This is a genomic window from Cellulomonas sp. P4_H4 (assembly GCF_056400865.1).
The window spans coordinates 62,219-87,406 of record NZ_JBFUKL010000004.1 but is presented as its reverse complement, the minus strand read 5'-3'; the positions used below and the strand labels follow the sequence as shown (position 1 = coordinate 87,406).

Annotated in this window: 25 protein-coding genes and 1 tRNA gene; 13 read left to right on the top strand and 13 right to left on the bottom strand. The window is 71.8% G+C overall.

Annotation, left to right across the window (positions count from 1 at the left end; all coding sequences use genetic code 11):
- Positions 1-45: 45 nt before the first annotated feature.
- Positions 46-1,293, bottom strand: coding sequence for a cysteine--1-D-myo-inosityl 2-amino-2-deoxy-alpha-D-glucopyranoside ligase (mshC, locus tag AC1DPN_RS13605; protein WP_477085297.1), 1,248 nt, complete (start codon positions 1,291-1,293; stop codon positions 46-48).
- Positions 1,294-1,348: 55 nt separating this feature from the next.
- Between mshC and AC1DPN_RS13600 the strand changes: the two genes are divergently transcribed.
- Positions 1,349-2,368 carry a CorA family divalent cation transporter gene (locus tag AC1DPN_RS13600; RefSeq protein ID WP_477085296.1) on the top strand — a complete coding sequence of 340 codons (1,020 nt, stop codon included), beginning with the start codon at positions 1,349-1,351 and terminating at the stop codon, positions 2,366-2,368.
- A 3-nt stretch (positions 2,369-2,371) separates the two neighbouring features.
- Here the strand turns inward: AC1DPN_RS13600 and AC1DPN_RS13595 are convergent, their stop codons facing one another.
- The gene (locus AC1DPN_RS13595) at positions 2,372-3,250 is read right to left on the bottom strand and encodes an undecaprenyl-diphosphate phosphatase (protein WP_477085468.1); all 879 of its coding nucleotides are present in this window, start codon (positions 3,248-3,250) and stop codon (positions 2,372-2,374) included.
- A gap of 78 nt (positions 3,251-3,328) precedes the next feature.
- Here AC1DPN_RS13595 and AC1DPN_RS13590 point away from each other — a divergent pair, with 78 nt between their 5' ends.
- Complete coding sequence (locus tag AC1DPN_RS13590; RefSeq protein ID WP_477085295.1) at positions 3,329-4,288, top strand: aldo/keto reductase; 960 nt, start codon at positions 3,329-3,331, stop codon at positions 4,286-4,288.
- Here AC1DPN_RS13590 and AC1DPN_RS13585 read toward each other — a convergent pair.
- Positions 4,285-4,572 carry a primosomal protein gene (locus AC1DPN_RS13585; protein WP_477085294.1) on the bottom strand — a complete coding sequence of 96 codons (288 nt, stop codon included), beginning with the start codon at positions 4,570-4,572 and terminating at the stop codon, positions 4,285-4,287. The two genes, AC1DPN_RS13590 and AC1DPN_RS13585, sit on opposite strands and share 4 nt — an antisense overlap.
- 111 nt (positions 4,573-4,683) lie before the next feature.
- Between AC1DPN_RS13585 and AC1DPN_RS13580 the strand changes: the two genes are divergently transcribed.
- Entirely contained in the window at positions 4,684-4,926 is a 243-nt protein-coding gene (locus AC1DPN_RS13580; RefSeq protein WP_477085293.1) for a DUF5703 family protein, read from the top strand.
- Positions 4,927-4,957: 31 nt separating this feature from the next.
- Here AC1DPN_RS13580 and AC1DPN_RS13575 read toward each other — a convergent pair whose 3' ends face one another.
- From AC1DPN_RS13575 to ald, 4 genes are all read right to left on the bottom strand, one after another.
- Positions 4,958-5,194, bottom strand: a complete 237-nt coding sequence (locus AC1DPN_RS13575; RefSeq protein ID WP_477085292.1) for a hypothetical protein — start codon at positions 5,192-5,194, stop codon at positions 4,958-4,960.
- A gap of 107 nt (positions 5,195-5,301) precedes the next feature.
- Positions 5,302-6,630 (bottom strand): M20/M25/M40 family metallo-hydrolase, encoded by a 1,329-nt coding sequence (locus AC1DPN_RS13570; RefSeq protein WP_477085291.1) that lies wholly within the window; start codon positions 6,628-6,630, stop codon positions 5,302-5,304.
- Between the two features lie 22 nt (positions 6,631-6,652).
- Positions 6,653-8,728, bottom strand: a complete 2,076-nt coding sequence (locus AC1DPN_RS13565) for a M3 family metallopeptidase (RefSeq protein ID WP_477085290.1) — start codon at positions 8,726-8,728, stop codon at positions 6,653-6,655.
- Positions 8,729-8,782: 54 nt separating this feature from the next.
- Positions 8,783-9,889: an alanine dehydrogenase gene (gene ald, locus AC1DPN_RS13560; RefSeq protein WP_477085467.1), complete on the bottom strand. Its 1,107-nt coding sequence runs from the start codon at positions 9,887-9,889 to the stop codon at positions 8,783-8,785.
- Between the two features lie 119 nt (positions 9,890-10,008).
- On the opposite strand from ald, the gene AC1DPN_RS13555 reads away from it, so the two are divergent.
- Positions 10,009-10,521 (top strand): Lrp/AsnC family transcriptional regulator, encoded by a 513-nt coding sequence (locus AC1DPN_RS13555; RefSeq protein ID WP_477085289.1) that lies wholly within the window; start codon positions 10,009-10,011, stop codon positions 10,519-10,521.
- Here AC1DPN_RS13555 and AC1DPN_RS13550 read toward each other — a convergent pair.
- Entirely contained in the window at positions 10,513-11,412 is a 900-nt protein-coding gene (locus tag AC1DPN_RS13550) for an aminoglycoside phosphotransferase family protein (RefSeq protein WP_477085288.1), read from the bottom strand. The two genes, AC1DPN_RS13555 and AC1DPN_RS13550, sit on opposite strands and share 9 nt — an antisense overlap.
- A 134-nt stretch (positions 11,413-11,546) precedes the next feature.
- Here AC1DPN_RS13550 and AC1DPN_RS13545 point away from each other — a divergent pair, with 134 nt between their 5' ends.
- From AC1DPN_RS13545 to AC1DPN_RS13525, 5 genes are read left to right on the top strand one after another with little or no spacing between them, the layout of a single operon-like run.
- Positions 11,547-12,461, top strand: coding sequence for a matrixin family metalloprotease (locus tag AC1DPN_RS13545; RefSeq protein ID WP_477085287.1), 915 nt, complete (start codon positions 11,547-11,549; stop codon positions 12,459-12,461).
- Positions 12,443-13,240: an alpha/beta fold hydrolase gene (locus tag AC1DPN_RS13540; protein WP_477085286.1), complete on the top strand. Its 798-nt coding sequence runs from the start codon at positions 12,443-12,445 to the stop codon at positions 13,238-13,240. The genes AC1DPN_RS13545 and AC1DPN_RS13540 overlap by 19 nt, the downstream gene beginning before the upstream one ends.
- A 46-nt stretch (positions 13,241-13,286) precedes the next feature.
- A complete protein-coding gene (locus AC1DPN_RS13535) occupies positions 13,287-13,697 on the top strand; it encodes a hypothetical protein (RefSeq protein WP_477085285.1) in 411 nt (136 codons plus the stop codon).
- A gap of 27 nt (positions 13,698-13,724) precedes the next feature.
- Positions 13,725-15,062: a DNA polymerase IV gene (locus AC1DPN_RS13530; protein WP_477085284.1), complete on the top strand. Its 1,338-nt coding sequence runs from the start codon at positions 13,725-13,727 to the stop codon at positions 15,060-15,062.
- 9 nt (positions 15,063-15,071) lie between these two features.
- Entirely contained in the window at positions 15,072-15,440 is a 369-nt protein-coding gene (locus AC1DPN_RS13525; RefSeq protein WP_477085283.1) for a cupin domain-containing protein, read from the top strand.
- On the opposite strand, the gene AC1DPN_RS13520 is transcribed toward AC1DPN_RS13525, so the two are convergent.
- Positions 15,437-15,856 carry a ChaB family protein gene (locus tag AC1DPN_RS13520; protein ID WP_477085282.1) on the bottom strand — a complete coding sequence of 140 codons (420 nt, stop codon included), beginning with the start codon at positions 15,854-15,856 and terminating at the stop codon, positions 15,437-15,439. The genes AC1DPN_RS13525 and AC1DPN_RS13520 overlap by 4 nt on opposite strands.
- Positions 15,857-15,946: 90 nt before the next feature.
- On the opposite strand from AC1DPN_RS13520, the gene AC1DPN_RS13515 reads away from it, so the two are divergent.
- Positions 15,947-16,900, top strand: coding sequence for a glycoside hydrolase family 113 (locus AC1DPN_RS13515; protein WP_477085281.1), 954 nt, complete (start codon positions 15,947-15,949; stop codon positions 16,898-16,900).
- Here the strand turns inward: AC1DPN_RS13515 and AC1DPN_RS13510 are convergent.
- Complete coding sequence (locus tag AC1DPN_RS13510; protein WP_477085280.1) at positions 16,870-18,651, bottom strand: YhgE/Pip family protein; 1,782 nt, start codon at positions 18,649-18,651, stop codon at positions 16,870-16,872. The two genes, AC1DPN_RS13515 and AC1DPN_RS13510, sit on opposite strands and share 31 nt — an antisense overlap.
- Positions 18,651-21,347 (bottom strand): MMPL family transporter, encoded by a 2,697-nt coding sequence (locus AC1DPN_RS13505; protein WP_477085279.1) that lies wholly within the window; start codon positions 21,345-21,347, stop codon positions 18,651-18,653. Before AC1DPN_RS13505 ends, AC1DPN_RS13510 begins: the two co-directional genes overlap by 1 nt.
- Positions 21,348-21,523: 176 nt before the next feature.
- Here AC1DPN_RS13505 and AC1DPN_RS13500 point away from each other — a divergent pair, with 176 nt between their 5' ends.
- Positions 21,524-22,138: a dihydrofolate reductase family protein gene (locus tag AC1DPN_RS13500; RefSeq protein ID WP_477085278.1), complete on the top strand. Its 615-nt coding sequence runs from the start codon at positions 21,524-21,526 to the stop codon at positions 22,136-22,138.
- Positions 22,131-23,207, top strand: coding sequence for a DNA glycosylase AlkZ-like family protein (locus AC1DPN_RS13495; RefSeq protein WP_477085277.1), 1,077 nt, complete (start codon positions 22,131-22,133; stop codon positions 23,205-23,207). The genes AC1DPN_RS13500 and AC1DPN_RS13495 overlap by 8 nt, the downstream gene beginning before the upstream one ends.
- Positions 23,208-23,222: 15 nt before the next feature.
- On the opposite strand, the gene AC1DPN_RS13490 is transcribed toward AC1DPN_RS13495, so the two are convergent.
- On the bottom strand, positions 23,223-23,549 hold the full coding sequence (locus AC1DPN_RS13490; protein WP_477085276.1) for a hypothetical protein: 327 nt from the start codon (positions 23,547-23,549) through the stop codon (positions 23,223-23,225).
- A 190-nt stretch (positions 23,550-23,739) separates the two neighbouring features.
- Positions 23,740-23,822 (bottom strand) — tRNA-Leu (locus AC1DPN_RS13485).
- A 142-nt stretch (positions 23,823-23,964) separates the two neighbouring features.
- Between AC1DPN_RS13485 and AC1DPN_RS13480 the strand changes: the two genes are divergently transcribed.
- Positions 23,965-25,176: an AI-2E family transporter gene (locus AC1DPN_RS13480; protein ID WP_477085275.1), complete on the top strand. Its 1,212-nt coding sequence runs from the start codon at positions 23,965-23,967 to the stop codon at positions 25,174-25,176.
- Positions 25,177-25,188: the final 12 nt, after the last annotated feature.

The window sequence follows — 25,188 nt, the reverse complement described above, 5'->3', positions numbered from 1 at the left end:
GCCCCGTCACCTGATCGCGAGACTCCGGCCCGGACACGGGCGGGCTCAGAGGCGGATGCCCAGGAGGGCGTCGACCATGCGCGCGATGACGCCCGGAGCGCCTTCGACCGGCACGGCGGTGCCGGCCAGAGAGAGGTCCGCCCACGAGTCGACCGCGGCCAGGGCGGTCGGCGTGTCGAGGTCGTCGGCGACCGCGGCTCGGACGGCGGCGAGCGTGGCGTCCGGGTCGGGCCCACCGTTCCCGGAGACGGCCGCACGCCAGCGGTCGACACGCTCCTGCGCGGCGGAGAGACCGGCGGACGTCCAGTCCCAGTCGTCGCGGTAGCGGTGCGCCAGGATCGCGAGCCGGATCGCCACCGGGTCCACGCCGTCGGCCCGCAGCGTCGAGACGAGCACGAGGTTGCCCAGCGACTTGCTCATCTTGTGCCCGTCGAGACCCACCATCCCGGCGTGCACGTGCACGCGGGCGCCGTGTCCGGCATCGAGCAACCGGGCGTGCGACGTGCTCATCTCGTGGTGCGGGAAGAGCAGGTCCGAACCACCACCCTCGACGTCGAACGGCAGGCCGAGCCCGTCGCGCGCGATGACTGCGCACTCGATGTGCCAGCCGGGACGACCGTCGCCCAGGGACCCACCGCCCCACGACGGCTCACCGCCGCGCGAGCGTCGCCACAGCAGCGGATCGAGCGGTGAACGCTTCCCGGAGCGCTCGGGATCGCCCCCACGCTCGGCGAACGTGGTGCGCATCAGGTCGTCGGCGAGGCCGGCGACCTGCCCGAACGAGAGGTCCGCGGACAGGTCCGCGTAGACGTCGCCGAGCTCGTGCCCGTCGGTCGGGACGCGGTACGCCGCACCTGCCGCCAGAAGCCTCTCGACGGCCTCGACGACCGCGGGTATGGCCTCGACCACTCCGGAGTACACGTCGGGAGGGATGACGCCGAGCGCCGCCATGTCCTCGGCGTAGAGCGCGGTCTGCGACTCGGCCAGCTCGCGCCAGTCGACGCCCGTCGCGGCAGCGCGTTCGAGCAGCGGGTCGTCCACGTCGGTGACGTTGGAGGCGTACCGGACGGTGTGGCCCGCGTCCCGCCACGCGCGGCCGAGCACGTCGAACGCGACGTAGGTCGCGGCGTGGCCCATGTGCGTGGCGTCGTACGGCGTGATGCCGCAGACGTAGAGGGTGGCCTCAGGCCCCGACGCCGCGAGCACGACCTCGCCGGTCGAGGAGTCGAGCACCCGGATCGGGTCACCGCGTCCGGGTAGCACAGGGACATGCGGGGATGGCCAGGTGAGCACGGCGGAAGCCTAACCGCGCCCAGCAGGACACGGGTGACAGGTCCACAATGCGCAGGTGAGCGACAAGGCCGTCCCCCTGCACGACATCGAGCCGAACGCCGACGGCGAGCGGGTCCTCACGCGGACGACCCACGGGTGGGAGCCCGCTGGCGACAAGAAGGCTGCCTGCCAGTGGGTGATCGTCGACTCCCGGTCGGACCTCGAGGCGGCAGCCCGTCGGCACGGCATCAGCCAGCCCGCGCTCGAGCTGCTGGAGCACCGCGGCCCCGGGTCGCACTCCCGGTCGCTCGACCACTCGGTGCGCGCCCGCCTCGACCGCTCGCCCGACGAGGAGCTCGTCCTGACCGTCCCGACCCTCTCCTACACCGAGGCCACCCACGACGTGAGCACCGGTGCCCTGACCGCCGTCGTCGGCGGCGGCGTCGTGCTCATGTGCGAGCTCGGCGACGCCGGAGTCATCGACCACGCCGTCCAGAAGCTCACCGGCGGGTTTCCGGTGCCGGACGAGGGCGAGCACCAGGTGCTCGCGGCGGTCCTGCTCACGCTCGTCGCCGAGGCGTCGGACGTGGAGGTCGGTCTCGGTGACGCCGTGGCCGAGGTCGAGCGCACCGTCTTCTCCAGAACGAGGCAGCCCAACCCGGTCGAGAGGATCTACGACCTGAAGCGGGAGATCGCCGAAGCTCGACGGGCGCTGGGGCCCGTCGCGACCGTCCTGCCGGAGCTCATCGCGGAGTCCGAGGAGGCGCGCGGTCACCGAGGCAGGCCGTGGTTGCGTCGGCTGCAGGCGTGGGTGGACCGCCTGGACCGGCACCTGGACGCCCACGACGACCTGCTGGGTGACATGTTGTCCGCGTACCTGTCGCAGGTGGCTGTGCGGCAGAACGACGACGTCCGCAAGATCTCGGCCTGGGCGGCGATCGCCGCGGCACCGACCCTCGTCGCGTCGATCTACGGCATGAACTTCCAGCACATGCCCGAGCTCGCCTGGACCTGGGCCTACCCGGCGGTCCTGCTGGGCATGGCCGCCATCTGCGTCTCCCTCTACGCCCTGTTCCGACGCTCGGGCTGGCTCTGAGACCTAGGCGGTCCCGTTCGCCTCCAGCACGCCGGTGAGCAGGAGCACGACGACGAGCGCCGAGAGCCCGAGCCGGTAGTAGACGAACGGCTTGTAGCTGAAGGTCGAGACGATCTTCAGGAACACGATGATGACCATGTAGCCGACGACGAAGGCCACGAGCGTCGCGACGAGGGTCGGGAAGAACCCCGGCGTCCCCGCGGTGCCGAAGTCGCCCAGGCTCTTGCCCAGCTGGAACAGGCCGGACCCGAACACCGCGGGGATGGCGAGCAGGAACGAGTACCGGGCCGCCGCCTCACGCGTGTAGCCCATGAGCAGCCCACCCGTGATGGTGCCGCCCGACCGCGACACTCCGGGCACGAGCGCGAGCGCCTGCCAGAAGCCGAACTGCAGGGCGTTGCGGCCGGTCATCTCGTCGAGGCTGCGGCGCTTGGTGCCGACCTTGTCCGCCCAGCCGAGCACGAGGCCGAAGACCGCGAGCGTCACCGCGACGAGCCACAGGTTGCGGAACGTCTGCTCGATCGAGTCCTGGAACAGCAGCCCGAGCACGATGATCGGCAACGAGCCGAGCGCGATGAACCACGCCATGAGCGCGTCGTGGTCCGCCGGCTCACCCTCGGGCGTTCCGACGCGCGCGCGCCACGACCTTCCGTACCCGCCTCGCAGGGCCGCCCACCACGCACCGAGGATCCGGGCGAGGTCGCGCCGGAAGTACATGAGCACGGCCGTCTCGGTGCCGAGCTGGGTGATCGCCGTGAAGGCGGCGCCGGGATCGGAGCCCAGCAGGTCGCCGACGATCCGCAGGTGCGCGCTCGAGGAGATCGGCAGGAACTCGGTCAAACCCTGCACGAACCCCAGAAGGATCGCCTCGCCCAAGCCCATTCCTGAAGTCACGAGCCGAACCATAGCCGGGCCACGTCACGCCGGATGTCAGGTCCGCCCCGATTAGTGTTGCGCCTCATGGAACAGCGCCACCTGGGCCGCACAGGTCTTCGGGTCTCCCGGCTCGGGCTCGGCACCATGACGTGGAGCCGCGACACCGACGCCCACGACGCCTCCGAGCAGCTGCGGGACTTCGCCGACGCCGGCGGGACGCTGGTCGACACATCGGCGTCCTACGCGGACGGCGGCGCCGAGGAGCTGCTGGGCGCTCTGCTCGACGACGTGGTCCCCCGCGACGAGATGGTCCTGTGCACCAAGGCCGGCATCCGTCAGACGAGCACGGGCGGCGTGATCGATGCGTCCCGCGGCGGGCTCCTGGCCTCGCTGGACGCGTCGCTGAAGCGCCTGCGCACCGACCACGTCGACCTCTGGCTGGTCCAGACGCCCGACCCGCGCACCCCGCTCGACGAGACGGTCTCGGCGCTCCGGCTCGCGGTCACCAGCGGCCGTGCGCGCTACGTCGGCCTGTCCAACCACGCCGGCTGGCAGGTCGCCCGTGCCGCGACCCTGCTGGAGCGCGAGATCGGTCTGACCGCAGTCGAGGCCGAGTACTCGCTGCTGCAGCGTGGGATCGAGCGTGAGGTGCTGCCCGCGTCCACCGTGCTCGGGGTCGGCGTGCTCGCCTGGTCGCCGCTCGGCCGGGGTGTCCTCACCGGCAAGTACCGCCGCACCATCCCGGCGGACTCACGCGCCGCGTCACCGCACCTCGCCGGGTTCGTCGAGCCCTACCTGGCTCGGTCCTCCGCCACGATCGTCGAGGCCGTCGCCACGGCGGCCGAGGGTCTGGAACGCACCCCGCTCGACGTCGCGCTGGCCTGGGTGCTCGGCCGCGGGATCTCGTCGGCGATCGTCGGTGCTCGCACCGCCACGCAGCTTCGAGCGTCGCTCGCGGCCGAGGACCTGGAGCTTCCCGACGAGCTGCGCAAGGCGCTGAGCGAGATCAGCGCACCGGCGCTCGGATACCCCGAGAGGTTCTAGGCCTGGGCGAGGTCGTCGACGTCCGCGTCGTCGTAGTCCTCGTCGTCCCGCTCGTCGTCGTCCTCGTCGTCCTCGTCGTCGTCCTCCTCGGCGAGGTAGAACGGCGTGGCCTCGCCGTGCACGGTGCCCAGGGCGTCGTCGTACACCTCGAAGGCGTCAGCCAGGATGTCGTACGCGTCGTCGACCGCGGGGTCGTCCTCGCCGTGGGGCGATGCGACGGCGGTGTAGTGGGCCTCGAGGGCTGCGATCAGGCGGTCCAGCGCGGCACGCGGGTCGACGGTCATGCGACGACGTTAGCCTCCTGCGGGGCACAATGGCACCGCGTAGGGTGTCTCGGCACCGGCAGGACCGAGAGTTGCGGCGTGGGTCCGACGACGGAACGGACGGGGTGACGGATGGCCAACAGTCAGACACGCACGAAGCGGCCCGACTGGGTCGCGCAGGGCGGCCAGTACGAGTACCGGGAGCTGCGGATTCCCGCGTCCGTGTCCCGCAACGACGCTCGCCGGATGCTGACCGAGCACGCCGAGCTGGGCCGCTGGGAGCTGGCGCGCACGCTCATGTTCGCGGGGGGCGAGCGCAAGGTGTGGCTCCGGCGCAAGGTGATCCGCGTGCGGAGCACCCTCGGCCCGGAGTGACTGCCCGGAGCGCCCTCGTGGATCGAACCCGCTAGGCGCGGGCGACCCGCCACGGCGTCATCACGTGGGGCAGCCGTCGGCTCCGGAACTGCTCGACGCTCATCGCGGGTGCGACGTTGCGAAGCCAGCCGCTCACCTCGATGAGGTTGGCCACGTCACCGACCGTCGCGACCGACTCGTCGTCGGACGGCGTCATGACGTGCACCTCATGCCCGTGGACGCCGCGCACGGCGCCGCCTGCGTCCGGAACGTACGTGTCGTCGTTCATGGTGGCTCCCTCGTCGCAGCGTCGTTGCCCTGTTTATCGACACCACGACCTCGCTCAGCAAGGAAAAGCGTGCGGGAGATCGTTCTCGACCCGAGGGGCAGGCGCGCCTAGCAGGTGCGCAGGAGCCGGTCGAGCACGCGGGTGCCGAAGCGGAGCGCATCGGTGGGCACACGCTCGTCGACGCCGTGGAACATGCCGGCGAAGTCGAGGTCCGACGGAAGTCGCAGCGGCGCGAAGCCGTAGCCGTGGATCCCCAGGCGGGCGAGCGACTTGTTGTCGGTGCCGCCGGACAGCGTGTACGGCAGCACGACGGCCTCCGGGTCCTCCGCGACGAGCGCGTCGACCATGCGGTCCACGAGGTCGCCCGAGAACGGCACCTCGAGGGCCTGGTCGTGGTGCAGCGGCGTGACGGTGACGTGCTCCCCCGCGAGCTCGCGCACGGTGCGGAGGAAGTCCTCCTCGTGGCCCGGCAGGAAGCGCCCGTCGACCGTGGCCTGCGCCGACCCGGGGATGACGTTCGCCTTGTAGCCCGCGGTCAGCTGCGTCGGGTTGGTCGTGTTGCGCAGCGTGGCGCCGACGAACTTCGAGGCGGGCCCGAGTGCCGCGACCAGCGCGTCCACGGCGGCGGGATCCTCCGGGTCGTAGGTCAGCCCCGTGAGCTCTCCGACGCCGTCGAGGAGCGCACGCACCGTGGGGGTGAGCTGCAGCGGCCACGGGTGCCTGCCCAGGCGCGCGACGGCCTCGGCGAGATGGGTCACGGCGTTGTCCGCGTTGACCTGGCTCCCGTGGCCCGCACGCCCGTTCGCCACGAGCTGCAGCCACGACAGCCCCTTCTCGGCGGTCTGCAGGAGGTAAGCACGCCGGCCGTCGACGTCGACCGAGAAGCCGCCGACCTCGCTGATCGCCTCGGTGGCACCCTCGAACAGCTCGGGACGGTTGTCGACGGCCCAGCGCGCGCCCTTGGCGCCGCCCGCCTCTTCGTCCGCGAACATCGCGACGACGACGTCCCGGGCCGGGCGGCGACCCTCGCGAGCCATCTGCCGCACGACCGCCAGGATCATCGCGTCCATGTCCTTCATGTCCACGGCGCCGCGGCCCCAGACGAGGCCGTCGATCTCCTCGGCGCCGAACGGGTCCACCGACCAGTCCTCCGCGCGTGCCGGGACGACGTCGAGGTGCCCGTGCAGGACGAGCGCCGGCCGCGACGGGTCGGAGCCCTCGAGCCGCACCACGACGCTGGACCGGCCGGGCTCGGACTCGAAGAGCTCCGGTTCGAGCCCGACGTCGGTCAGCAGACCCATCACGTGCTCCGCAGCAACGCGCTCCCCCGGCCCGGAGTCGTCGCCGTAGTTCGACGAGTCGATCCGGATGAGGTCACGACAGATCTGCACGACCTCGTCCTGGGCAGACGGGAACGAGGACGAGGTCTGGGACATAGCGATCAACCTACCGGGGCGGTCAGGACGACGACGCCGCGTCGAGACCGCGACGAGCGAGCAGCGGAGCGATGATCGGGTCGCGGCCGCGCAGGTCGCGGAACGCGTCCATCGAGTCGACCGAGCCGCCCCGCGAGAGCAGCTTCGTGCGGAACGCGTCGCCGTTCGCCCGCCGCAGGCCACCGTTCTCGCGGAACCACTCGACCGTGTCGGCGTCGAGCACCTCCGACCAGATGTACGAGTAGTAGCCGGCCGAGTAGCCGCCGCCGAAGATGTGGTTGAAGTACGTGGTGCGGTAGCGCGGCGGCACCGGCCGGAACGCGACGCCGGCCTTCTCGAGCGCCGCCGCCTCGAACGCCTCGACCTGCGCGACGTCGGTCGGCACCTCGTCGGGCGTCAGCCGGTACCAGGCCTGGTCGAGCAGGGCGGCCGCGAGGTACTCGGTCGTCGCGAAGCCCTCCCCGTCCTGGCGGGCGGCCAGCAGGGTGTCCACCCAGGCGCTCGGCATCGGCTCGCCCGTCTCGTGGTGCAGCGCGAACGCCGTCACGATCGACGGCTCCCACGCCCAGATCTCGTTGACCTGCGACGGGTACTCGACGAAGTCGCGCGGCACCTCGGTTCCGGACTGGGACGGCCAACGCACCGCCGAGAACAGGCCGTGGAGCGCGTGGCCGAACTCGTGGAAGAGAGTGATCACGTTGTCCCAGGTGAGCAGCGTGGGCTCCCCCGGCGGCGGCTTCGGGATGTTGAGGTTGTTCACGACGACGGGCGGCTCGTCCAGCAGCGTGGACTGGTCCACCAGGTTGTTCATCCAGGCGCCGCCGCGCTTCGACTCCCGCGTCCAGAAGTCGCCGACGAACAGCCCGAGCCCCGTGTCGTCGTGGTCGAAGACCTCGAACACGCGGGAGTCGGGGTGGTAGCCCACCAGGTCGTGACGCTCGGCGAACGTGACGCCGTAGAGCTCGTTCGCCGCCCGGAACACGCCGTCGGCGAGCACGCGCTCGAGCTCCAGGTAGGGCCGGAGCTGGTCCTCGCTCAGCGAGCGGCGCTCCTTCTTGACCTTCTCGGCGTAGTACGCCCAGTCCCACGGTTCGAGGTTGGCGTCCGGGTGGTCGTGACCGAGCGCCTCGGCGAGCTCGGCGGCCTCCTCCCGGGCGTTCGCGACAGCCGCCGGCGCCAGCTTCTCGAGGATGTCGGCCACCGCCTCGGCCGTCTTCGCGGTCGCGTCCGCGGCGATGTACTCCGCGTGGTGCGCGTACCCCAGCAGCTGGGCACGCTCCGCGCGCTTGCGCGCCAGGCCGAGCAGGGTCTCGCGTGTGTCGTGCTCGTCGCCTGCCGCGCCGCGAGCGATCGAGGCGCGGTAGATCCGCTCGCGCAGCGCGCGGTTGGTCAGGGAGGACAGCGGCGCCTGCTGCGTGGGCAGCTCGAGCTCGATGAGCCAGCCGTGCTCGAACCCGCGATCGCTCGCGGCCTTGGCTGCGGCGGCCCTGGCATCGGCGGCCAGCCCGTCGAGCTCCGCCTCGTCGGTGACCAGGACAGCGGCGGCGTTCGTCGCGGCGAGCAGGTCACGCCCGAAGGCGGTCTCCAAGGAGTTGATCTCGCCGTTCAGGACCCGCAGGCGGTCCTGCGACGCCTCGTCGAGTCCCACGCCCGCGCGGACGAACGCGTCGTGCGTGCGCTCGAGCAGCCAGGCGGTGTCGGGCTCGAGGACGAGCGACTCGTCGGCCTTGAGCGCGGCGACTCGAGCGAACAGGCGCGGGTCCAGGTAGATCGCGTCGTGGTGGGCCGCGAGCAGCGGCGAGATCTCCTCCTCGATCTCGTCGAGAGCCGGTGACGAGTCCGAGCTCGACTGGTTGAAGAACGACGTGGCCGCTCGGTGCAGCAGACGGCCCGAGCGCTCGATGGACTCGAGCGTGTTCTCGATCGTCGGCGGCTCCGGGTTCGTCGCGACGGCCTCGATCTCCGCCCGCTGCTCCGCCATGCCCGCCAGAAGCGCTGGTCGGTAGTGCTCTTCGCGGATGCGCGCGTGGTCCGGCAGGCCGTACGGCAGCGTGGACGGAGTGGCGAACGGGTTGTCAGCAGCGAGATCGATCGTCATGGCGTTCATCATGGCCGACGGCGGAAGGGATTTCGTCCCAGGTCCGTCGCTGCGTCAGCGTGCCGCGAGCGCCACCTCGTAGCCGTGCGCCTGAGCGACCGCGGCGTTCAGCAGGACGCCGCCTCGCGTCGTCAGGCCGGCGGCGAGCGCCTCGTCCCTGGCGCACGCGGCCTCCCAGCCCAGGTCCGCGAGCGCGGAGAGGTAGGGCAGGGTCACGTTGGTCAGCGCCCGCGTCGACGTGACGGGGACGGCGCCCGGCATGTTGGCGACGCAGTAGAAGACCGATCCGTGCACCTTGAAGGTGGGGTCGTCGTGTGTGGTCGCGCGGGTGTCCTCGAAGCAGCCGCCCTGGTCGACCGCGACGTCCACCAGGACCGAGCCGGGCTTCATGCGCGCGACGAGGTCGTTGCTCACCAGCCGGGGGGCGCGCGCACCCGTCACCAGGACGGCGCCGATCACGAGGTCGGCGTCGAGCAGCTCGCGCTCGATCGCGTAGGCGCTGGACGCGATGGTGCGGACACGCCCGCCGAAGACCGTGTCCGTCTCACGAAGTCGCGGCAGCGAGACGTCGAGGATCGCGACGTCGGCGCGCATGCCGACCGCGATCTCGGCCGCGTGCCGCCCGACGACGCCACCGCCGAGCACGACGACCTTCGCGGCGTCGACCCCGGGGACGCCGCCGAGGAGCACGCCGGAGCCGCCCTCGTTCTTCATGAGGTGGTACGCGCCGACCTGGGTGGACAGACGGCCGGCGACCTCGCTCATGGGTGCGAGCAACGGGAGCGACCGGTCGGGCAGCTCGACGGTCTCGTACGCGATCGACGTCGTGCCGGCGGCCAGCAACGCGTCGGTCGCGGGCCGGTCGGCCGCGAGGTGCAGGTACGTGAACAGGATCAGGTCGTCGCGCAGGTACCCGTACTCCGAGGCGACCGGCTCCTTGACCTTGCAGACGAGCTCGGCCCGACCCCAGACCTCGGCGGCGTCGCCGACGACGGACGCCCCGGCGGCGAGGAAGTCCTCGTCACTGATCGCGGAGCCCTCGCCCGCACCGGCCTGCACGAGCACCTGGTGCCCGGACGAGACGAGCTGATGGACCCCCGCCGGCGTGAGGGCCACGCGGTACTCACGGTTCTTGACCTCGCTGGGGATGCCGACCTTCATGCGTGGGGCTCCGTCCGGGATGAAGTGAGCGGTGCATTCGCGGTAGTTCGCGGTCCCCATGGTGAACTTCCTGTGTTGCGAGCAGGTCACAATTGCCGAACATTCGCTAGATTGGGCAGATGTCCGCACCCGATTCGGTCCGAGCGTCCTCTGTCGATCCCGACCGAACGGCGTTCGGGCTCGACGGCGTCGACCGGGACATCCTGCGCGAGCTCGAGCGCGACGGGCGGATCTCGAACAAGGAGCTCGCTGCGCTCGTCGGCGTCGCGCCCTCGACATGCCACGCACGCGTCCGTGCGCTGCGTGAGTCGGGGGTGCTGCGCGGGTTCCATGCCCAGATCGATCCCGAGGCAGTCGGACGCGGACTCCAGGCGATGATCGCGGTGCGCCTGCAGGCGGCTGCACGCTCGCGACTCACCGAGGTGGCCCACCGGCTGGCGCTGCGCCCGGAGGTCCGCGACGTGTACCTGCTCGCGGGGGTCGACGACGTCCTGGTCCACGTGGCGGTGCGGGACTCCCCCGAGCTGCGGCGATTCGTCCTCGAGCACCTCAGCACGCGCCCCGAGGTCGCCCACACGCAGACGAGCCTCGTGTTCGAGCACGTGCACGCGCCCGGCACCGCGTCACTCTGAGGTCGAGAGCCGAGCCCACACCCGTGCGCGCTCGAGCCAGTCGCGACCACCGGCCTCGTCGCCGAGCGCTGCCCACCGCCAGAGCCCGGCCTCGGTCGCACGCGCGAGCCCCCACGCGGTCACGCGCGCAGGGTCGAGCCCGAGCTCGTCCGCGACGAGCGCCACCCGCCGGGCGAGCACGCGGTCGGGCTGCACGAACGGGTCGTCCACCTGCTCGAGCAGCGGCCACGGGTCGTACGCCGGGTCGCCGCGCATGGGCTTCGGGTCGATGGCCACCCAGCCTCCACTCGCGCGCAGGACGTTGCCGGGGTTGAGGTCCCCGTGCACGACGACCCCCGGAACCTCACCGGGCAGCGTCCGCAGCAGGTTCGCGGCCGCCCTGGCCAGACCGCGGTCGACCTCGACACGAAGTGCGCGCTGCTCCAGCTTGTCGGCCCACGCGGCGCACACCACGCCCATCGACGGGACCTCAGCCTCGACGCGGGCGCCGTGCAGGACCCGGGCCAGATGCGCGGCCGCCACGAGCTGCGCGTCGGGCTCACCGGCCAAAGGCGTTCCCGGGAGCACACGCTCGAGCAGCAGCGCCCAGTCCTCGGCGTGGTCGGCGAGGAGCAACGGCACACCGTGGCCGTGCCAGGCACGCAGCGCAACAGCCTCGTCCCGCGCCTCGTCGTGCGGGAACGCGATCTTCAGGACGATGTCACGGTCGTCACCGTCCCGGCCGGGGGCCGTCCAGCCCGAGGCGCCCGACTCGAACGGGGGACCCAGGTCCAGGCCCCACCGTTGCGCCGAACGGGCGACCAGCCCGGGCAGGGTGAGCAGCCAGGCCGCACCCTCGGCGGTCCGTCCGACGCCGTCCCGCAGGTTCGCGGGGACATCGAGGTCGGGCATCGACCGAGGCTATCGCCGTGCCGTCGTGGGCCGTCGAGCGCTCGCCGGAGGTTTGTCCGTGTGCGATCCTTCGCGGACCGGGGTGGTCGTCGTCGTCGAGCGCGTCCGGCAGACAGGTGTCGGCAGGAGGCGCGGTGAGCGGTGACAACCCGTACGGGTTCGAGCCGTGGGTCGATGCGCGTGCGAACGGCCGGCGCGCACCCGTGCTCCCCTCGCCCCGCGCGCCCCTCGACGAGCCGCTCGCGATCCGGTTCCTCGGGCCGCCCGTGCCCGTCCGACGCCGCCCGCGGCGCGGCTTCCTGCTCCTCATGGTGGTTCTTGTCTCGGCGTCTGCGGTCGCGGGTGGTCGCTGGTGGACTGCCAACCAGAGCTCCTTCGCCCCGCCTGGCGGGTTCGAGGAGGCGTCGAGCCCACTCTCGGCACCGCCGGCCGCGACGCTGCTGGCCACGGGGAACCACGCGTTCGCCGCGATGCAGCCGGACGGCGTCGGTCCGGTCGCCTGGAGCCCGTGCCGGCCCATCCACTACGTCGTACGCGCGCAGGGCAGCCCGGTGAAAGGGCCCGAGCTGATCGCCACCTCCGTCGCGCGCATCTCTGCGGCGTCGGGACTGCAGTTCGTCGACGACGGACTGACCGACGAGGCCCCGAGCGTCGACCGGGACGCCTACGAGCCGGAGCTCTACGGGATGCGCTGGGCGCCGGTGCTCATCGCGTGGTCGACGCCCGAGGAGATGCCGACCCTCGCCGGCGACACCGTCGGGATCGGCGGCTCGGCGCCGGTGACGCGAGCCGGTCTGTCCGTCTACGTGACGGGCTCGGTGACCCTCGACGCGCCTGCCATGGCCGACCTGCTCGCCAGCCCCAACGGAACGAACGGTGCCTACGGCGTCATCACCCACGAGCTCGGGCACGTCCTCGGTCTCGACCACGTGGACGATTCCGCCCAGCTCATGAACCCCCGGGCCAGCGCAGCGGTGTCCACGCTGCAGCCCGGTGACCTCGCGGGCCTCGCCGAGCTGGGCACCGGTGCGTGCGCGCCCAACCTCTGACCCTCACACAACCTCCACCTGCGCCTACCCAGAGCTCTCACAAAACTCCCAGGGCGGCCGATTACGTTGCTACAGGCCCCACCGCCCGGCGGGCCGCCCCAGCATCGGAGCCCGAGATCCACCGTCGACCGATCGTCTTCGTGCACGGCACCCGCACGTCCTCGCTGATCTGGCGACGACAGGTCGACGCCCTCGAGCGCTCCGGTCACCGCACGATCGCGATCGACCTGCCCGGGCACGGCACCCGCACCGGCGAGCGCTTCAGCCTCCCGGGCGCGATCCGGGCGATCGACGCCGCCGTCGACAGCTGCTCCGAGCGGCCCCTGCTGGTCGGGCTCTCGCTAGGCGGATACGCGAGCCTCGCCTACGCGCGCGAGCACGAGAGCAAGCTCGCAGGCGTCGTCCTGGCGGGATGCTCGACCGAGATCAAGGGCAAGCCGGTCAGCACCTACCGTCGCGTCGCCGACGTCGTCGCGCGAACGCTGCGACGGGGCGGCGGGACCTGGAACGTCGTCACCGACATGCTCACGTCGCTCGACGGCTACTCCCCGCTCGCCGACCTGCGCAGCACCGAGCTCCCGGTGTGGCTGGTCAACGGCAGCCGCGACCCGCTGCGTCTCGACGAGCGCCGCTACCTCGAGGCGCGGCCGTGCGCCCGCCTGACCGTGGTCCCCCGCGCCGGTCACGACGTGAACGCTCACGCACCGGTCGCGTTCAACCGTGTGCTCCTCGACGCGCTGCACGACCTGGGCACCCGCGACGCGCTCGCCGCAGCCTGACGGATTTCGCTGGCCCGTCGGCCACGACGGTGCGAGCCTCTGCGGCATGATCCCCGCGACCTGGACGCCCCACCTCCGCTCGACCGACGGCGAGCACGTCGGCTACCTGGTGCCCACGGACGACGACGTGGTGGTGGTGCCGACGAGCCTGCTCGGCCACGCGCTAGGCGCCCCGATGCCGGCTCCCGAGGCACGGGCTGCTCTGGACCGGGCGGGGCTCGCGGCGATCGACCGGCGGTGGTGGGCGTTCCTGCCGTACACGCTCGAGGGCCGCACCGTGCCGCTGGACGGGCACGAGGCCGTGCCGGACGCGGAGTGGCGCTCGGTGCACGTCGTGGAGATCACGCCCACCGAGACCAGGTTGCGCCTCGAGGGCGGCGAGCCGGCCGAGATGCGCGTCCGCATCCTGGCACCCAACCCCGTCGGCGACCTCGTGCGGGCCGAGCCTCCCGAGTGAGCGCGCGACAGCGGGCAGAGTAGGGGCGTGGTCGACCGCCTGCGCACCCGCGCGACCGTGCTGCACGCAGACGCGGACTCGTTCTTCGCCGCGGTCGAGCAGCGCGACAAGCCGTCGCTGCGCGGCAAGCCGGTGCTCGTCGGCGGGACGGGCCCGCGCGGTGTCGTCTCGACGGCGTCCTACGAGGCGCGGCAGTCCGGCGCGCGCTCGGCGATGCCGATGAGCCGGGCGCGCCGCCTGTCCCCGGCAGCGGCGGTCCTCTACCCGCGGTTCGAGGCGTACAGCGCGTACTCGCGGGCGATCATGGCCGAGCTGGGCACGCTCTCGGCGCTCGTCGAGCAGCTCAGCATCGACGAGGCGTTCGTCGATCTCGAAGAGGGACCGTTCGCCGACGCCCCCGCGGCCGCGGCCGCCGAGGTCCGGGCGAGCATCCGAGCCCGCACGGGACTCGCCGTGTCGATCGGCATCGGCCGGACCAAGCTCGTCGCCAAGCTCGCCTCCGACGCCGCGAAGCCGGACGGCCTGCTGGTCGTCGAGCCCGCCGACGAGGACGACTTCCTGCTGCCTCTCCCCGTGCGCGCGGTGCCCGGCATCGGTCCGGCGACCGCGGCCGCGCTCGAACGTCTCGACGCCCGGACCGTCGCCGCCCTGCGCCGTCAACCGCTCGACATGCTCACCATGACCGTCGGGGAGTCCTCGGGAGCGAACCTCTACCGGCTCGCCCGCGGCATCGACCCGCGGCCGGTGTCACCGGGAGCCGAGCGCAAGTCGGTCGGCGCAGAGCGCACCTTCGCCGCCGACATCTTTGGTCGGGACGCCATCACGTCCGCGGTCGACGCCGTCACGGACGAGGCGCTGCGCCGGCTGACCGCACACGGCGGCGGCGCGCGGACCGTCGTCGCCAAGGTGCGGTTCGCCGACTTCACGACGCTGACCCGTTCGGTCACGCTCGCCCAGCCGTCGGCCGAGCCCGCCGAGCTCCGCGCGGCCGCTCAGCAGGCGGCGCTGGCAGCGGGCATCACGGACTCCGTGCGGCTGCTCGGCGTCTCGTTCCACAACCTGTCCGCGCACGCGCAGCTGACGCTCCCGTGGGGACCGGACGTCGACGACATCGAGCCCGAGCCGCTCGATCTGCCGCCGGAAGACCCGACCCAGGCCCGGCCCCTCACGGAGGAGAACGCGCGGCCCGGGCTCGACGTCGAGCACGAGACCCTCGGCCGCGGCTGGGTGGTGCACGTGCGTCGTCGTGAGGCCACCGTCAGGTTCGAGTCGGTGGACACGCCGCCCGCCCGCTCGCAGGTCCTCGACCTGGACGCTGACCCGTTGATGCTGGTCCCGCCGATCGTCGCGCTCGAGCCCTTCTAGGCTCGCAGGATGATTCCCACGGTGCGCAACATCCACGCCGCGCTCGACACGATCACCGAGCCCTGGCAGCCGCACCGGCTGGCCAGCGTCAACGACTACGACGTCAAGGTGGTCAAGCTCGACGGCGAGTTCGTCTGGCACAGCCACCCCGACACCGACGAGCTGTTCCTGGTCCTCTCCGGACGGCTGACCATCCAGCTGCGCGACGGCGACGTCCTGTTGGGGCCGCAGGACGTGTTCGTCGTCCCGCGCGGGGTCGAGCACTGCCCCCGGGCGGACGGTGAGGTGTCGGCGATCCTCATCGAGCCGGCGGGGACGCTCAACACGGGTGACGCGGGCGGCGACCGGACCTCCGCGCTGCGCGAGCTGGCGGACTAGCCCGCCCGCCTGCTGCGACGGTCGTTCTCCTTCTCGATCGCCTCGACCAGCTCGCCCTTGGTCATCCGCGAGCGCCCCTCGATCCCGAGCTCCTTGGCCAGGTCGTACAGGTGCGCCTTGGACGCGTTCGCGTCGACGCCGCCCGCGGTGGGAGCCGTCGAGCCGTAGCCCTCCTCGGCGCGCTGGTCGCTCGGCCCGTTCTCCTCCTTCGGGCGCCAGCTGTCGCCGACCTTCTCGTGCGTGTGCTTGAGCGCGGCGAACGCGACCCGGTGCGCCGCCTCCTCGTCGCCGTCGTACTGCTCGATCGCCGCGTCGTAGGCGTGCGCATAGGTGCGCTGAGCCTTCTCGTCGGAACGCTGCAACGTCGCCGGGAGCTCGCTCTGCTTGGCGGCACCGGACTTCGCGGTCTTGGGCATGGTCGCCTCCTCGGCTCTGTCTCCCGATCGTCTCGCCACAGCCCAGCCAGCGCTTTGTTAAGCGGCCGACATAAGTCGTATGCTCTCGCCGTGATCAACGACGACTACGTGGCAGGCATGACCTGGGGCTGGACCGGCGTGCGCGGGACCTGGGCCGTCCCGGAGGCGGAACGCTCCCTGGACCTCATGGTGGAACGGCTCGGCGTCACCTGGACCGCCCTCACCTTCGCCGCTCTGCAGGACACGGCACAGTCCACGCAGATCCACTTCCGCGACGAGCCGACCGTCACCGACGACGAGGTCCGCTGGGCGATCCGCGCGGCGAGGGCACGCGGTCTGAAGGTCGTCCTCAAGCCCGTCGTGAACGTCGCCGACGGGACCTGGCGGGCACACATCAACTTCTTCGACATCGAGGTGCCGCCCGAGCCCAAGTGGTCGCACTGGTTCGCCAGCTACACCGAGTTCATCCTGCATCACGCCCGGATCGCGGCCGAGGAGGATGTCGAGATGCTCTGCATCGGCTGCGAGATGGTGCAGACCGACCGACGCGAGGACGAGTGGCGGTCGTTGATCGCACAGGTCCGCGGCGTCTACGACGGATTGATCACCTACAACTGCGACAAGTACCAGGAGGACCACGTCGGCTGGTGGGACGCGGTCGACGTCATCTCGTCGTCGGGCTACTACCCGGTCGACGACTGGGAGAACCAGCTCGATCGCATCGAGCCCGTCGTCGCGGCGCACGACAAACCGTTCTTCTTCATGGAGGCGGGCTGCCCGAGCCGCGCGGGCTCCCCCGCGATCCCCAACGACTGGAACCTGCCGGGCGAGCCCTCGCAGCAGGCGCAGGTCGACTGGTACGACGCCGCGTTCACCGCGTGCGCACGGCGTGACTGGGTGCGGGGCTTCATGCTCTGGGACTGGCCGGCGAAGCTCTACGACGAGGCCGACGCGGCCACCGACGCCGACTACAACGTGTTCGGCAAGGCCGCCGAGCCGGTCATCAAGGCGGCCTACGCCGCGGCGACCAGCACGCGCACCTGACGTCCCCGGACGACACCCGCGAGGACGAGCAGCAGACCCACGAGGCCGAAGCCGACCAGGGCGAACGCGTCCGCCCAGCCGGTTCCTCCGGTCAGGGTGCTCAGCAGGAGCCCGAGGGCCGGTGTCGTGGGCAGGAGGCCGGCGAGCGCGTCGAGCGACGGCGGCACGGTCGACGACAGGCCGACGGCGAGCGCGACGACGCCGACGAGCACGGCGACGAACCGACCGACCCCGCCGAACGCGGCCGCCAACCCCTGGTTCACCACCGCGAACGCGAGACCGACCAGGGCGGAGGCCGCGACGAACCCGAACCACTCGCCCGCGTCCACGTGTACCGCGAACAGCACACCGATCCCCACGACCACGCCCTGCACGACTCCGATGAGGGCGCCGGGCAGGACGGCTCGTCCGACGAGCGAGGTGGACGTCTCGGCGGTCAGCAGCTCCGACCGGGTCGGGAGCGCCGGGCGCACGTACGCGACGACGAGCGCTCCGATCCACAGGGCGATCCCGGCGAAGAACGGGACCGCCTGCATGCCGGGCTCGGGCACGACCTGGTCGGCACGCACCGGCTGGGCGGCGACCGTCGACAGGATCCCGATGTCGTCGGCGGAATAGGTCGGGATCTGGTCGACGGCCTGCGTCAGGCCATCGGCGAGCTGGGTGGCGCCCGTCTGCAGCTGGGTGGCTCCCGCGGCCAGGCTCTGGCCGCCCGTGACCAGGGCTCCCGAACCCGCGCTCGCCTGCTCGGCGCCTGCCGCCACGTCCGCCGCCCCCGACGCCGCCGAGTCGATCCCGTCGACGAGCTCGGGCATCCCCGCGGCAAGGCTCTTGTTGCCCGCCGCGACCTGGTCCGCGACCCCCGCCAGGGTGCTGACGTCGCCGTTCGCGGTCTGCAGGGCGTCGAGCGCGGCGGTCGCCTCGTCGCACGCTCGGCCCGGGGTCTGGCAGACGGTCGCGACGGCCGTCGTGAGCTGGGTCGTCGCGGTCGCGAGCCTGGCGGCGGCAGCGTCGGTGGCTGTGGCGACCCCCGCCGACCCCTTGGCCAGCCCCGCGGTCTCGCCCGGCAGGTCCTGCGCGCCGGATGCGAGCGACGCGGTGCCGTCCGCGAGCGCCGCAGCACCCGCGTCGAGCGTCGTGAGCCCGGCGTCGAGCTGTCCCGCGCCGGCGACCAGCTGGTTCGCACCGTCCACGAGAGACGCGGCACCGGTCGCGAGGTCGGACGCCCCCGTCGCGGCCTGCTCGATCTGCGTGTCGATCGTCGTGTAGCCCTGCAGCAGCTGGTCGACGAACTGCGCGGTGAGCTGCTGGTTCAGCGCGGTCACGGCGGCTTCGGTGACGGCTTGCGTCAGCGCGGGGTCGAGCAGCGCCGACGTCGAGGCGGTCTCCACGCGCACATCGGCCTGGTGCGCACTCTGCGCGGGACCCGAGAACGACGTCGCGGACTCGGAGAACGACGGCGGGATGCTGACGACCGCGAGGTACTCCCCCGAGGCCAGGCCTGCGGACGCGTCGTCGTCGTTGGTCAGCACCCAGGTGAAGCTGTCGTCGGACCCCACGAGCCCAGCCGCGAACTCGCGTCCGACCGGGACAGTCTTGCCGTTGAGCGTGACGGGTACGTCGTCGTTGACGATCGCGACGGTCATCCGGTCCAGGTGCTGCATCGGCGTCGACAGCGCCCACGTGAGGATCCCGGCGACGGCGAGCGGCAGCACGACGAGACCCACCACGACGGACCTTCTCCCGCGCATCAGGCCACCGTCAGCACGGTCGGGAGGTCGAGCACCTGCAGGGTCCGCGCGAAGGGCAGGACGTCGTCGAGGTCGGCGTCGGGACGGCACGCGAGCACGAGCGTGCGCTCGCCCTCGGCCAGCGTGTCTCGCACGGCACCCCGCGTCGCCGGGTCGGCGAGCGTGTCCACACCGGCGACGAAGAGCACCCTGACCGTGCCGTGCACGGCGGCGCGAAGGTCCGCCACGGGGTCCGGCGACAGCTCGAGGTCGACGTAGGACGTCACGCGCCGGACCGACGCGGCACGCTGCGGCAGGACGAGACCGACGACCTTCACGTGGCCGTCCGTGACCGGGTGACGCCCGGCGAGCCCGAGGAGCACGGCCCGGCGGTCCGCTTCGGAGCCACCGCGGACGACGAGCACGTCACCGACGGGAACGAGCAGGTCGATCCCGTCGCTCGAGCCGACCCGCATGCCGTCGGCCGCCAACGCGATCCCGGGCTCCGCGGGCCAGTCCTGCAGGACGAGCTCCTTGGCGAGGCCCTCACCCTCGACGTCGACGTGCGGCAGGACCCGGTCCAGCCAGCGCGGGAACCACCACGCGCGGGCGCCGAAGAGCGCGAGGACCGCCGGGATGAACGTCATCCGCACGACGAACGCGTCGATGGCCACACCGACCGCGAGGCCGAAAGCGATCGGCTGGATGTTCGCGTCTCCCTCGGGGATGAACGCCGCGAAGACCGCGACCATGATGATCGCGGCCGCCGTGACCACCCGAGCCGAGCTGAGGAAGCCCTGCTCGATGGCCTCCTCGGGATCGCCGTGGTGCACGTAGTGCTCACGCATCCGACTGACCAGGAAGACCTCGTAGTCCATCGCGAGCCCGAACAGGACGCCCATGAGGATGATCGGCATGAAGCTGACGACGGACCCGACCGACGCGACGTTGAGCGGTCCGGCGAGGAACCCGTCGACGAACACGAGCGCGGTGAGCCCGAACGCTGCGGCGATCGACAGGACGTAGCCGAGGGCCGCCGTCACCGGGACGACGATCGAGCGGAACACCATGGCGAGCAGCGCGAGCGACAGGCCGACGATGATGAGCCCGAAGGGCAGGAGCGCGTCGGCCAGGCGGGCCGAGATGTCGATGCCGGCCGCCGTGTAGCCCGTCACCGACAGGTCGACCTGGTACTCCTCCTGGAGCTGGTCGTGCATCGCCCGCAGAGCCGCGACCAGGTCCTCCGTCGCCTCGGAGTCCGGAGAACCTTCGGGGACGACCTGGATGACCGCCGTGTCGCCGGACTCGTTGGGAGTGGCCAGGGGCACGGACGCGACCCCGGGGACCTTGGCGATCTCGGCCGCGACGTCGTTGACGAGACCGACGGGGTCGGTGCTCTGGATCACCGAGCCCGTCACGACGAGGGGCCCGTTGTACCCGGGACCGAAGTGCTCGGCGATCAGGTCGTAGGTGATGCGCGCGGGCTCGTCCTCGTCGAGTGCTCCCGCGTCGGGCAGCGCGAGCCTCAGCCCGGCCGCCGGGACGGCGAGCGCTCCCAGCACGAGCACGACCCCGACGACCGTCACGACCGGCCACCGCGTGACCGCGCGCACCCAGCCGAGGAAGAAGCCGCCCCGTGGGGCCTCTGCGACGTCCTCGCCGTCGTCCTCCGCCTGCGGCGCGCCCGGGCGGTAGCGCTTCGGTGCCACGCGCCATCCGGCGAACCCGAGCAGCGCAGGCGTCAAGGTCATCGAGACGACGACGGCGATGGTGACCGCGAGCGCGGCGGCGAGACCCATCGTGGTGAGGAACGGGATGCCCGCGACGCTCAGTCCGAGCAGCGCGATGATCACGGTGGTCGCCGCGAACACGACCGCCGAACCGGCGGTGGCGACCGAGCGCGACGCGGACTCCTCCGGGTCGAGGCCCTGCTTCAGCTGGTCCTGGTGGCGCGCCAGGATGAACAGCGCGTAGTCGATGCCGACCGCCAGCCCGAGCATGAGCGCGAGCAGCGGGGTGGTCGACGTGATCGTCGTGAAGCCCGTCGCGACGAACACGATCGCGAGCGACGCCGCGGCGCCGACGAGTGCCGTGACCAGCGGCATCCCGGCGGCGGCGAACGCCCCGAACGTCACGAGCAGGACCACGAACGCCACCGCGATGCCGACCAGCTCGGTCACGCTGATCCCGGCCGCGCTCTGCGCGAACAGCTGCCCGCCCACCGCCACCTGCGAACCGGCGGGCAGGGACTCCTCGAGGTCGACGCCCGCCTGCTGCAGTGCGTCGGAGGTCGCGGGGAGCACCGACGTGGTCCCCACCGACAGCTGGACGGGAACGAGCGCGGCCGAGTGGTCAGCGCTGAGGTTGGCCGTCGACGCCCCGTACGGCGACGACGCGCCCGAGACCTGCGGGATGTCCGTGATCGCGGCCACAGCGGCCTCGACGGCCGCCTCGAAGTCCGGGGCGGTGACGTCGCCCCCGTCCGGTGCGACAGCGACGAGCTGTGCGGACGACCCGCTGAACTGCGGGAACGTGCGGGCGAGCGAGTCCAGCGCGTCCTGCGACTCGGTCCCCGGAATCTTGTAGGTGTTGTCGGTGCCCGTGCCCAGCAGGCCGGCCGCGACGAAGAGCACCGCGAGGACCGCGACCCACAGCAGCACCACGAGCCGGCGGGCGCGGAAGGCCCATCGACCGAGTGCGGAGAGCGCGGAGGACATTTCTTGCCTGCTTCGCTGCAGCCCCGGTCCGATGCCCGGCGGCGGTTTTTCCAACGTAGGCCCGGCTCTCGCGAGGGCACAAGGGTGCTTCCGACCTGCGCCGCGGCGCCCGATACGGTCAGATCGTGTGGTGCCGCGGTTCGTGCGGCCACGTTCGACAAGCCCCGGAGGACCCCATGGCGACGATCGTCTCCACCCTGTTCATCTCTCTCGACGGTGTCGTCGAGATCGACCCGGCGTGGCACTTCCCGTACTTCGACTCGAACATGGGCGCCGCGGTCGGGGACGACTACTCCGACGTCGACGTGCTGCTGATCGGGCGCGTCACGTACGACAGCTTCGCCGGAGCCTGGCCCGAGCGTGAGGCCGCAGGCGGCGAGGACGCCGCGTACGCAGCGTCGCTCGGAGACGTGCGCAAGATCGTCGTGACCCGTGGTTCGCAGGACCTCGGCTGGCGCAACGCCGAGAAGCTGGACGGCGACCTCGTCGACGTCGCGGCCGCCCTGAAGGCGGGCGAGGGCAAGATCCTGGTTCCCGGCTCGATCTCCGTCGTCCGCCAGCTGCTGGCCGCGGGCCTTCTCGACGAGCTGCGCCTCCTGGTCCACCCCGTCGCGGCCCGGCACGGAGAGCGGCTCTTCGACGAGGGTGAGCAGATCTACCCGCTCACGCTGCTGCGCTCGGACGTCTTCCCGACGGGCGTCGTGCGACTGATCTACGCGCCCAGCCAGCTCCCGGCGGCCAAGGAGTACGAGGACGTCACCGACAAGGTCCCGGGTGCGGGTGGTGACTGACCCGAAGGTCGGCTGGCCGCAGGCCCTCGCCTGGCGGCTGCGGCGGCAGTCGCTCGCCCCGGGCGTCGCCGAGCGGTCGGTCGCCGACGTGGTGCGCCTGCTGGGCGCCGTCCCCGCCGAGCACGCGCCCGAGCTCGCCACCGGCGTCCGCCGCGGAGATCCGAGGCCGGGGGACGTCGCGCGCGCACTGGCGTCCGGGGAGGTCATCTCGACGTTCGCCTTCCGTGGTGCGACCCACCTGCTGACGCCGTCGGACGGCGCCGCGTTCCTCGCCCTGCGCGCCGCGAGCCGGATGTGGGAGCTGCCGAGCTGGCAGAGCTACTACGGACTGGCACCGCAGGACTGGCCGCGGCTGCGGGCGGCAGTCCGCGAGGCGCTCGGCGACGGTCCGCTGACGCACGACGAGCTCGGCGCCGCCCTGACCGCCAGACCCGAGTACCGCCACCTCGAGAGCGCGTTCGCCGCGGGTGCCTGGACGCTGCTCAAGCCGCTCGCGTGGCAGGGCGACCTCTGCCTCGGGCCAGGCGGCACGTTCCAGCGTCTGGACGGCAACCCGCTCTGGGCCGGTCTGCCGGAGCTCGAGGACGCCGGTCGGTACGCCGTCGAGTCCTACGTGCGCGCCTATGGCCCGACGACGCCGGACCACCTGTACTACTGGCTCGGTGCCGGACTGGGCGCGGGCCGTCGTCGGATCCGGTCCTGGCTCGACTCGCTGGCCTCCCGGTTCGCGTCTGTCGACGTCGAGGGGACCTCCGCGATCATCCTTCGCGAGGACCTCGACGAGCTGCGGTCGACTCCCGCGACGACCGACGTCCGGCTCCTGCCGAAGTACGACCAGTGGGTCCTCGGCCCGGGCACAGCAGACGCGCACGTGGTGCCTCCTGGGGTGCGCGGCCTGGTCAGCAAGGGCGCGAACCTCGTGCTCGTGGGCGGCGTCGTGTCCGGGACGTGGTCTCAGTCCGGCGACGACGTCAGGGTGGAGTGGTTCCTGGCGCCGCAGCCCGGAGCGCTCGGCGAGGTCGAACGGCTCGCGGTGATCACCGGTCGGCCCCTGCGGCTCGTCGGCTGAGGGTCGTCGGGTCCACTACGCGTCGGTGAACAAGCACGTGATGACGAACCGGATCGGCTTGGTGAAGACGTAGGTGCGGTCGCCCTCGTTCGCGTCCCCGAGGTCGCTGACGAAGTTCGTCTTCCCTGTCCTGATGACGACGAACGCGACGGCCGACGGCTTGGTGTACGTCCGCGGCCCGTGCTTGTAGGTGACCTTGCTGCAGTCGTAGACCCCTCCGTACTCCCAGGTCGCCGGATCGGCGGAAGGGTCCGACGGGCATGCGAGCCCGGCACCGGCCGAGGCGAGGAGCAAGCCGCCGGCAAGGCCGACGGTGGCGAGCGAGCGACGTAGACGTGCCATGAGATCCCCCTGACGAACGGCGGGCACCGCCGTCGGTGTCCGAATTGTCCACGCTAGGGGCTCGGCGGAAGGCTGCAGAAGGGGGGCCGAGCGTCTCGCGCCCGATTTCACCTTCGGGACGGCGCCCAACCAAGAAACCCCCGACCCGCGTTTCCGCAGTTCAGGGGCTTCTGGTCGCTGTCTCAACGAGTGTCCGGAGGGGGACTTGAACCCCCACGCCCTTTCGGGCACTAGCACCTCAAGCTAGCGCGTCTGCCATTCCGCCACCCGGACAGGTGGACCGCAGGGCACCCGGAGGCGCCCTCAGGTGCGGCAGAAAAGATAGCACGGCGCGGGAGTCCGGCACGCATCGGTCGCCCGGTGCAGACTGTGCGCGAGGTACGAACGAGGATTCTTCGACGACGCAAGGAGCTCGATGACGGACGTCGGCCAGACACCAGGGCGTGTACCGGGGCCGGCTGCCCGGAAGGTGGCCGGTGCGCGTCGCAATCCGAGCGTGTACGGGAACGAGCAAACTGCGCCGCGGTGGCTGCGGAACTCGGCCGGTGTGTCGTGGCGGCTGCTCGTCGTCCTCGCGATGGTCTACGTGATCGTCTTCGTGCTGGCGAAGGTGCAGCTGCTGTTCATCGCGCTGTTCATCGCGTTCGTGTTCACCGCCGTCCTGCGTCCGATCGTCGACTTCCTGTCGAGGTGGCTCCCTCGGGGCCTGTCGACCGCGCTGGCGATCTTCGGTGGCTTCTTCGTGTTCATCGGGCTGCTCGCCTACGTGGCCTACTCCGTGGCGGACCAGTGGACCGACCTGACCAAGCAGTTCGGCAACGGCCTGAACGAGATCACCGACTTCCTCGAGAGCGGGTCGCTGCCGTTCACCATCACGGCGGACCAGATCGCCCAGTGGATCAGCAACGGGCAGGAGTGGGTGCAGGACCACGCCGGAGACCTGGCCGGACAGGCGGCTGCGGGAGCCGGCTCGGTGGTCGAGATCTTCACCGCGCTGGCGCTGGCGATCTTCTGCACGGTGTTCTTCCTGGCGCGCGGCCGAGACATGTGGACCTGGTTCCTCAACCAGCTCCCGTCCCGCGTCCGGGAGACCTGGAAGACGGCGGCCGGCGCCGGCTGGTACACATTCTCCGGGTACACGCGGGGCACGGTGTTCATCGCCCTCACCGACGGCTTCCTGGCCTTCGTCCTGCTGCTGATCCTGGACGTGCCCCTCGCGGCGCCACTGGCTGTGCTCGTGATGATCGGCGCGTTCATCCCGCTGGTCGGGGCGCCGCTGGCGATGGTGATCGCCGCGATCGTCGCCCTGGCCGCCAACGGGTTCTGGTCCGCGGTGTTCGTCACGATCGGGATCGCCGGCATCGGGCAGCTCGAGGGGCACATCCTCCAGCCGTTCATCATGGGTCGGCAGGTGCGGCTCCACCCGGTCGTCATCGCCCTGTCGGTCACGGCCGGAACCCTGACGGCGGGGATCCTCGGAGCGGTCATCGCCGTGCCGCTCGTCGCGGTGTGCTGGGCGATCTTCTCCCGGTTGCGCACGCTCGACCCGCCGATGGACGAGGAGGACGCGTCGTCCGACGTCGAGGTTGAGCAGATCGAAGACGGAGAGCCGGTCCGCGAACCGTGAGGGCCACCGGCG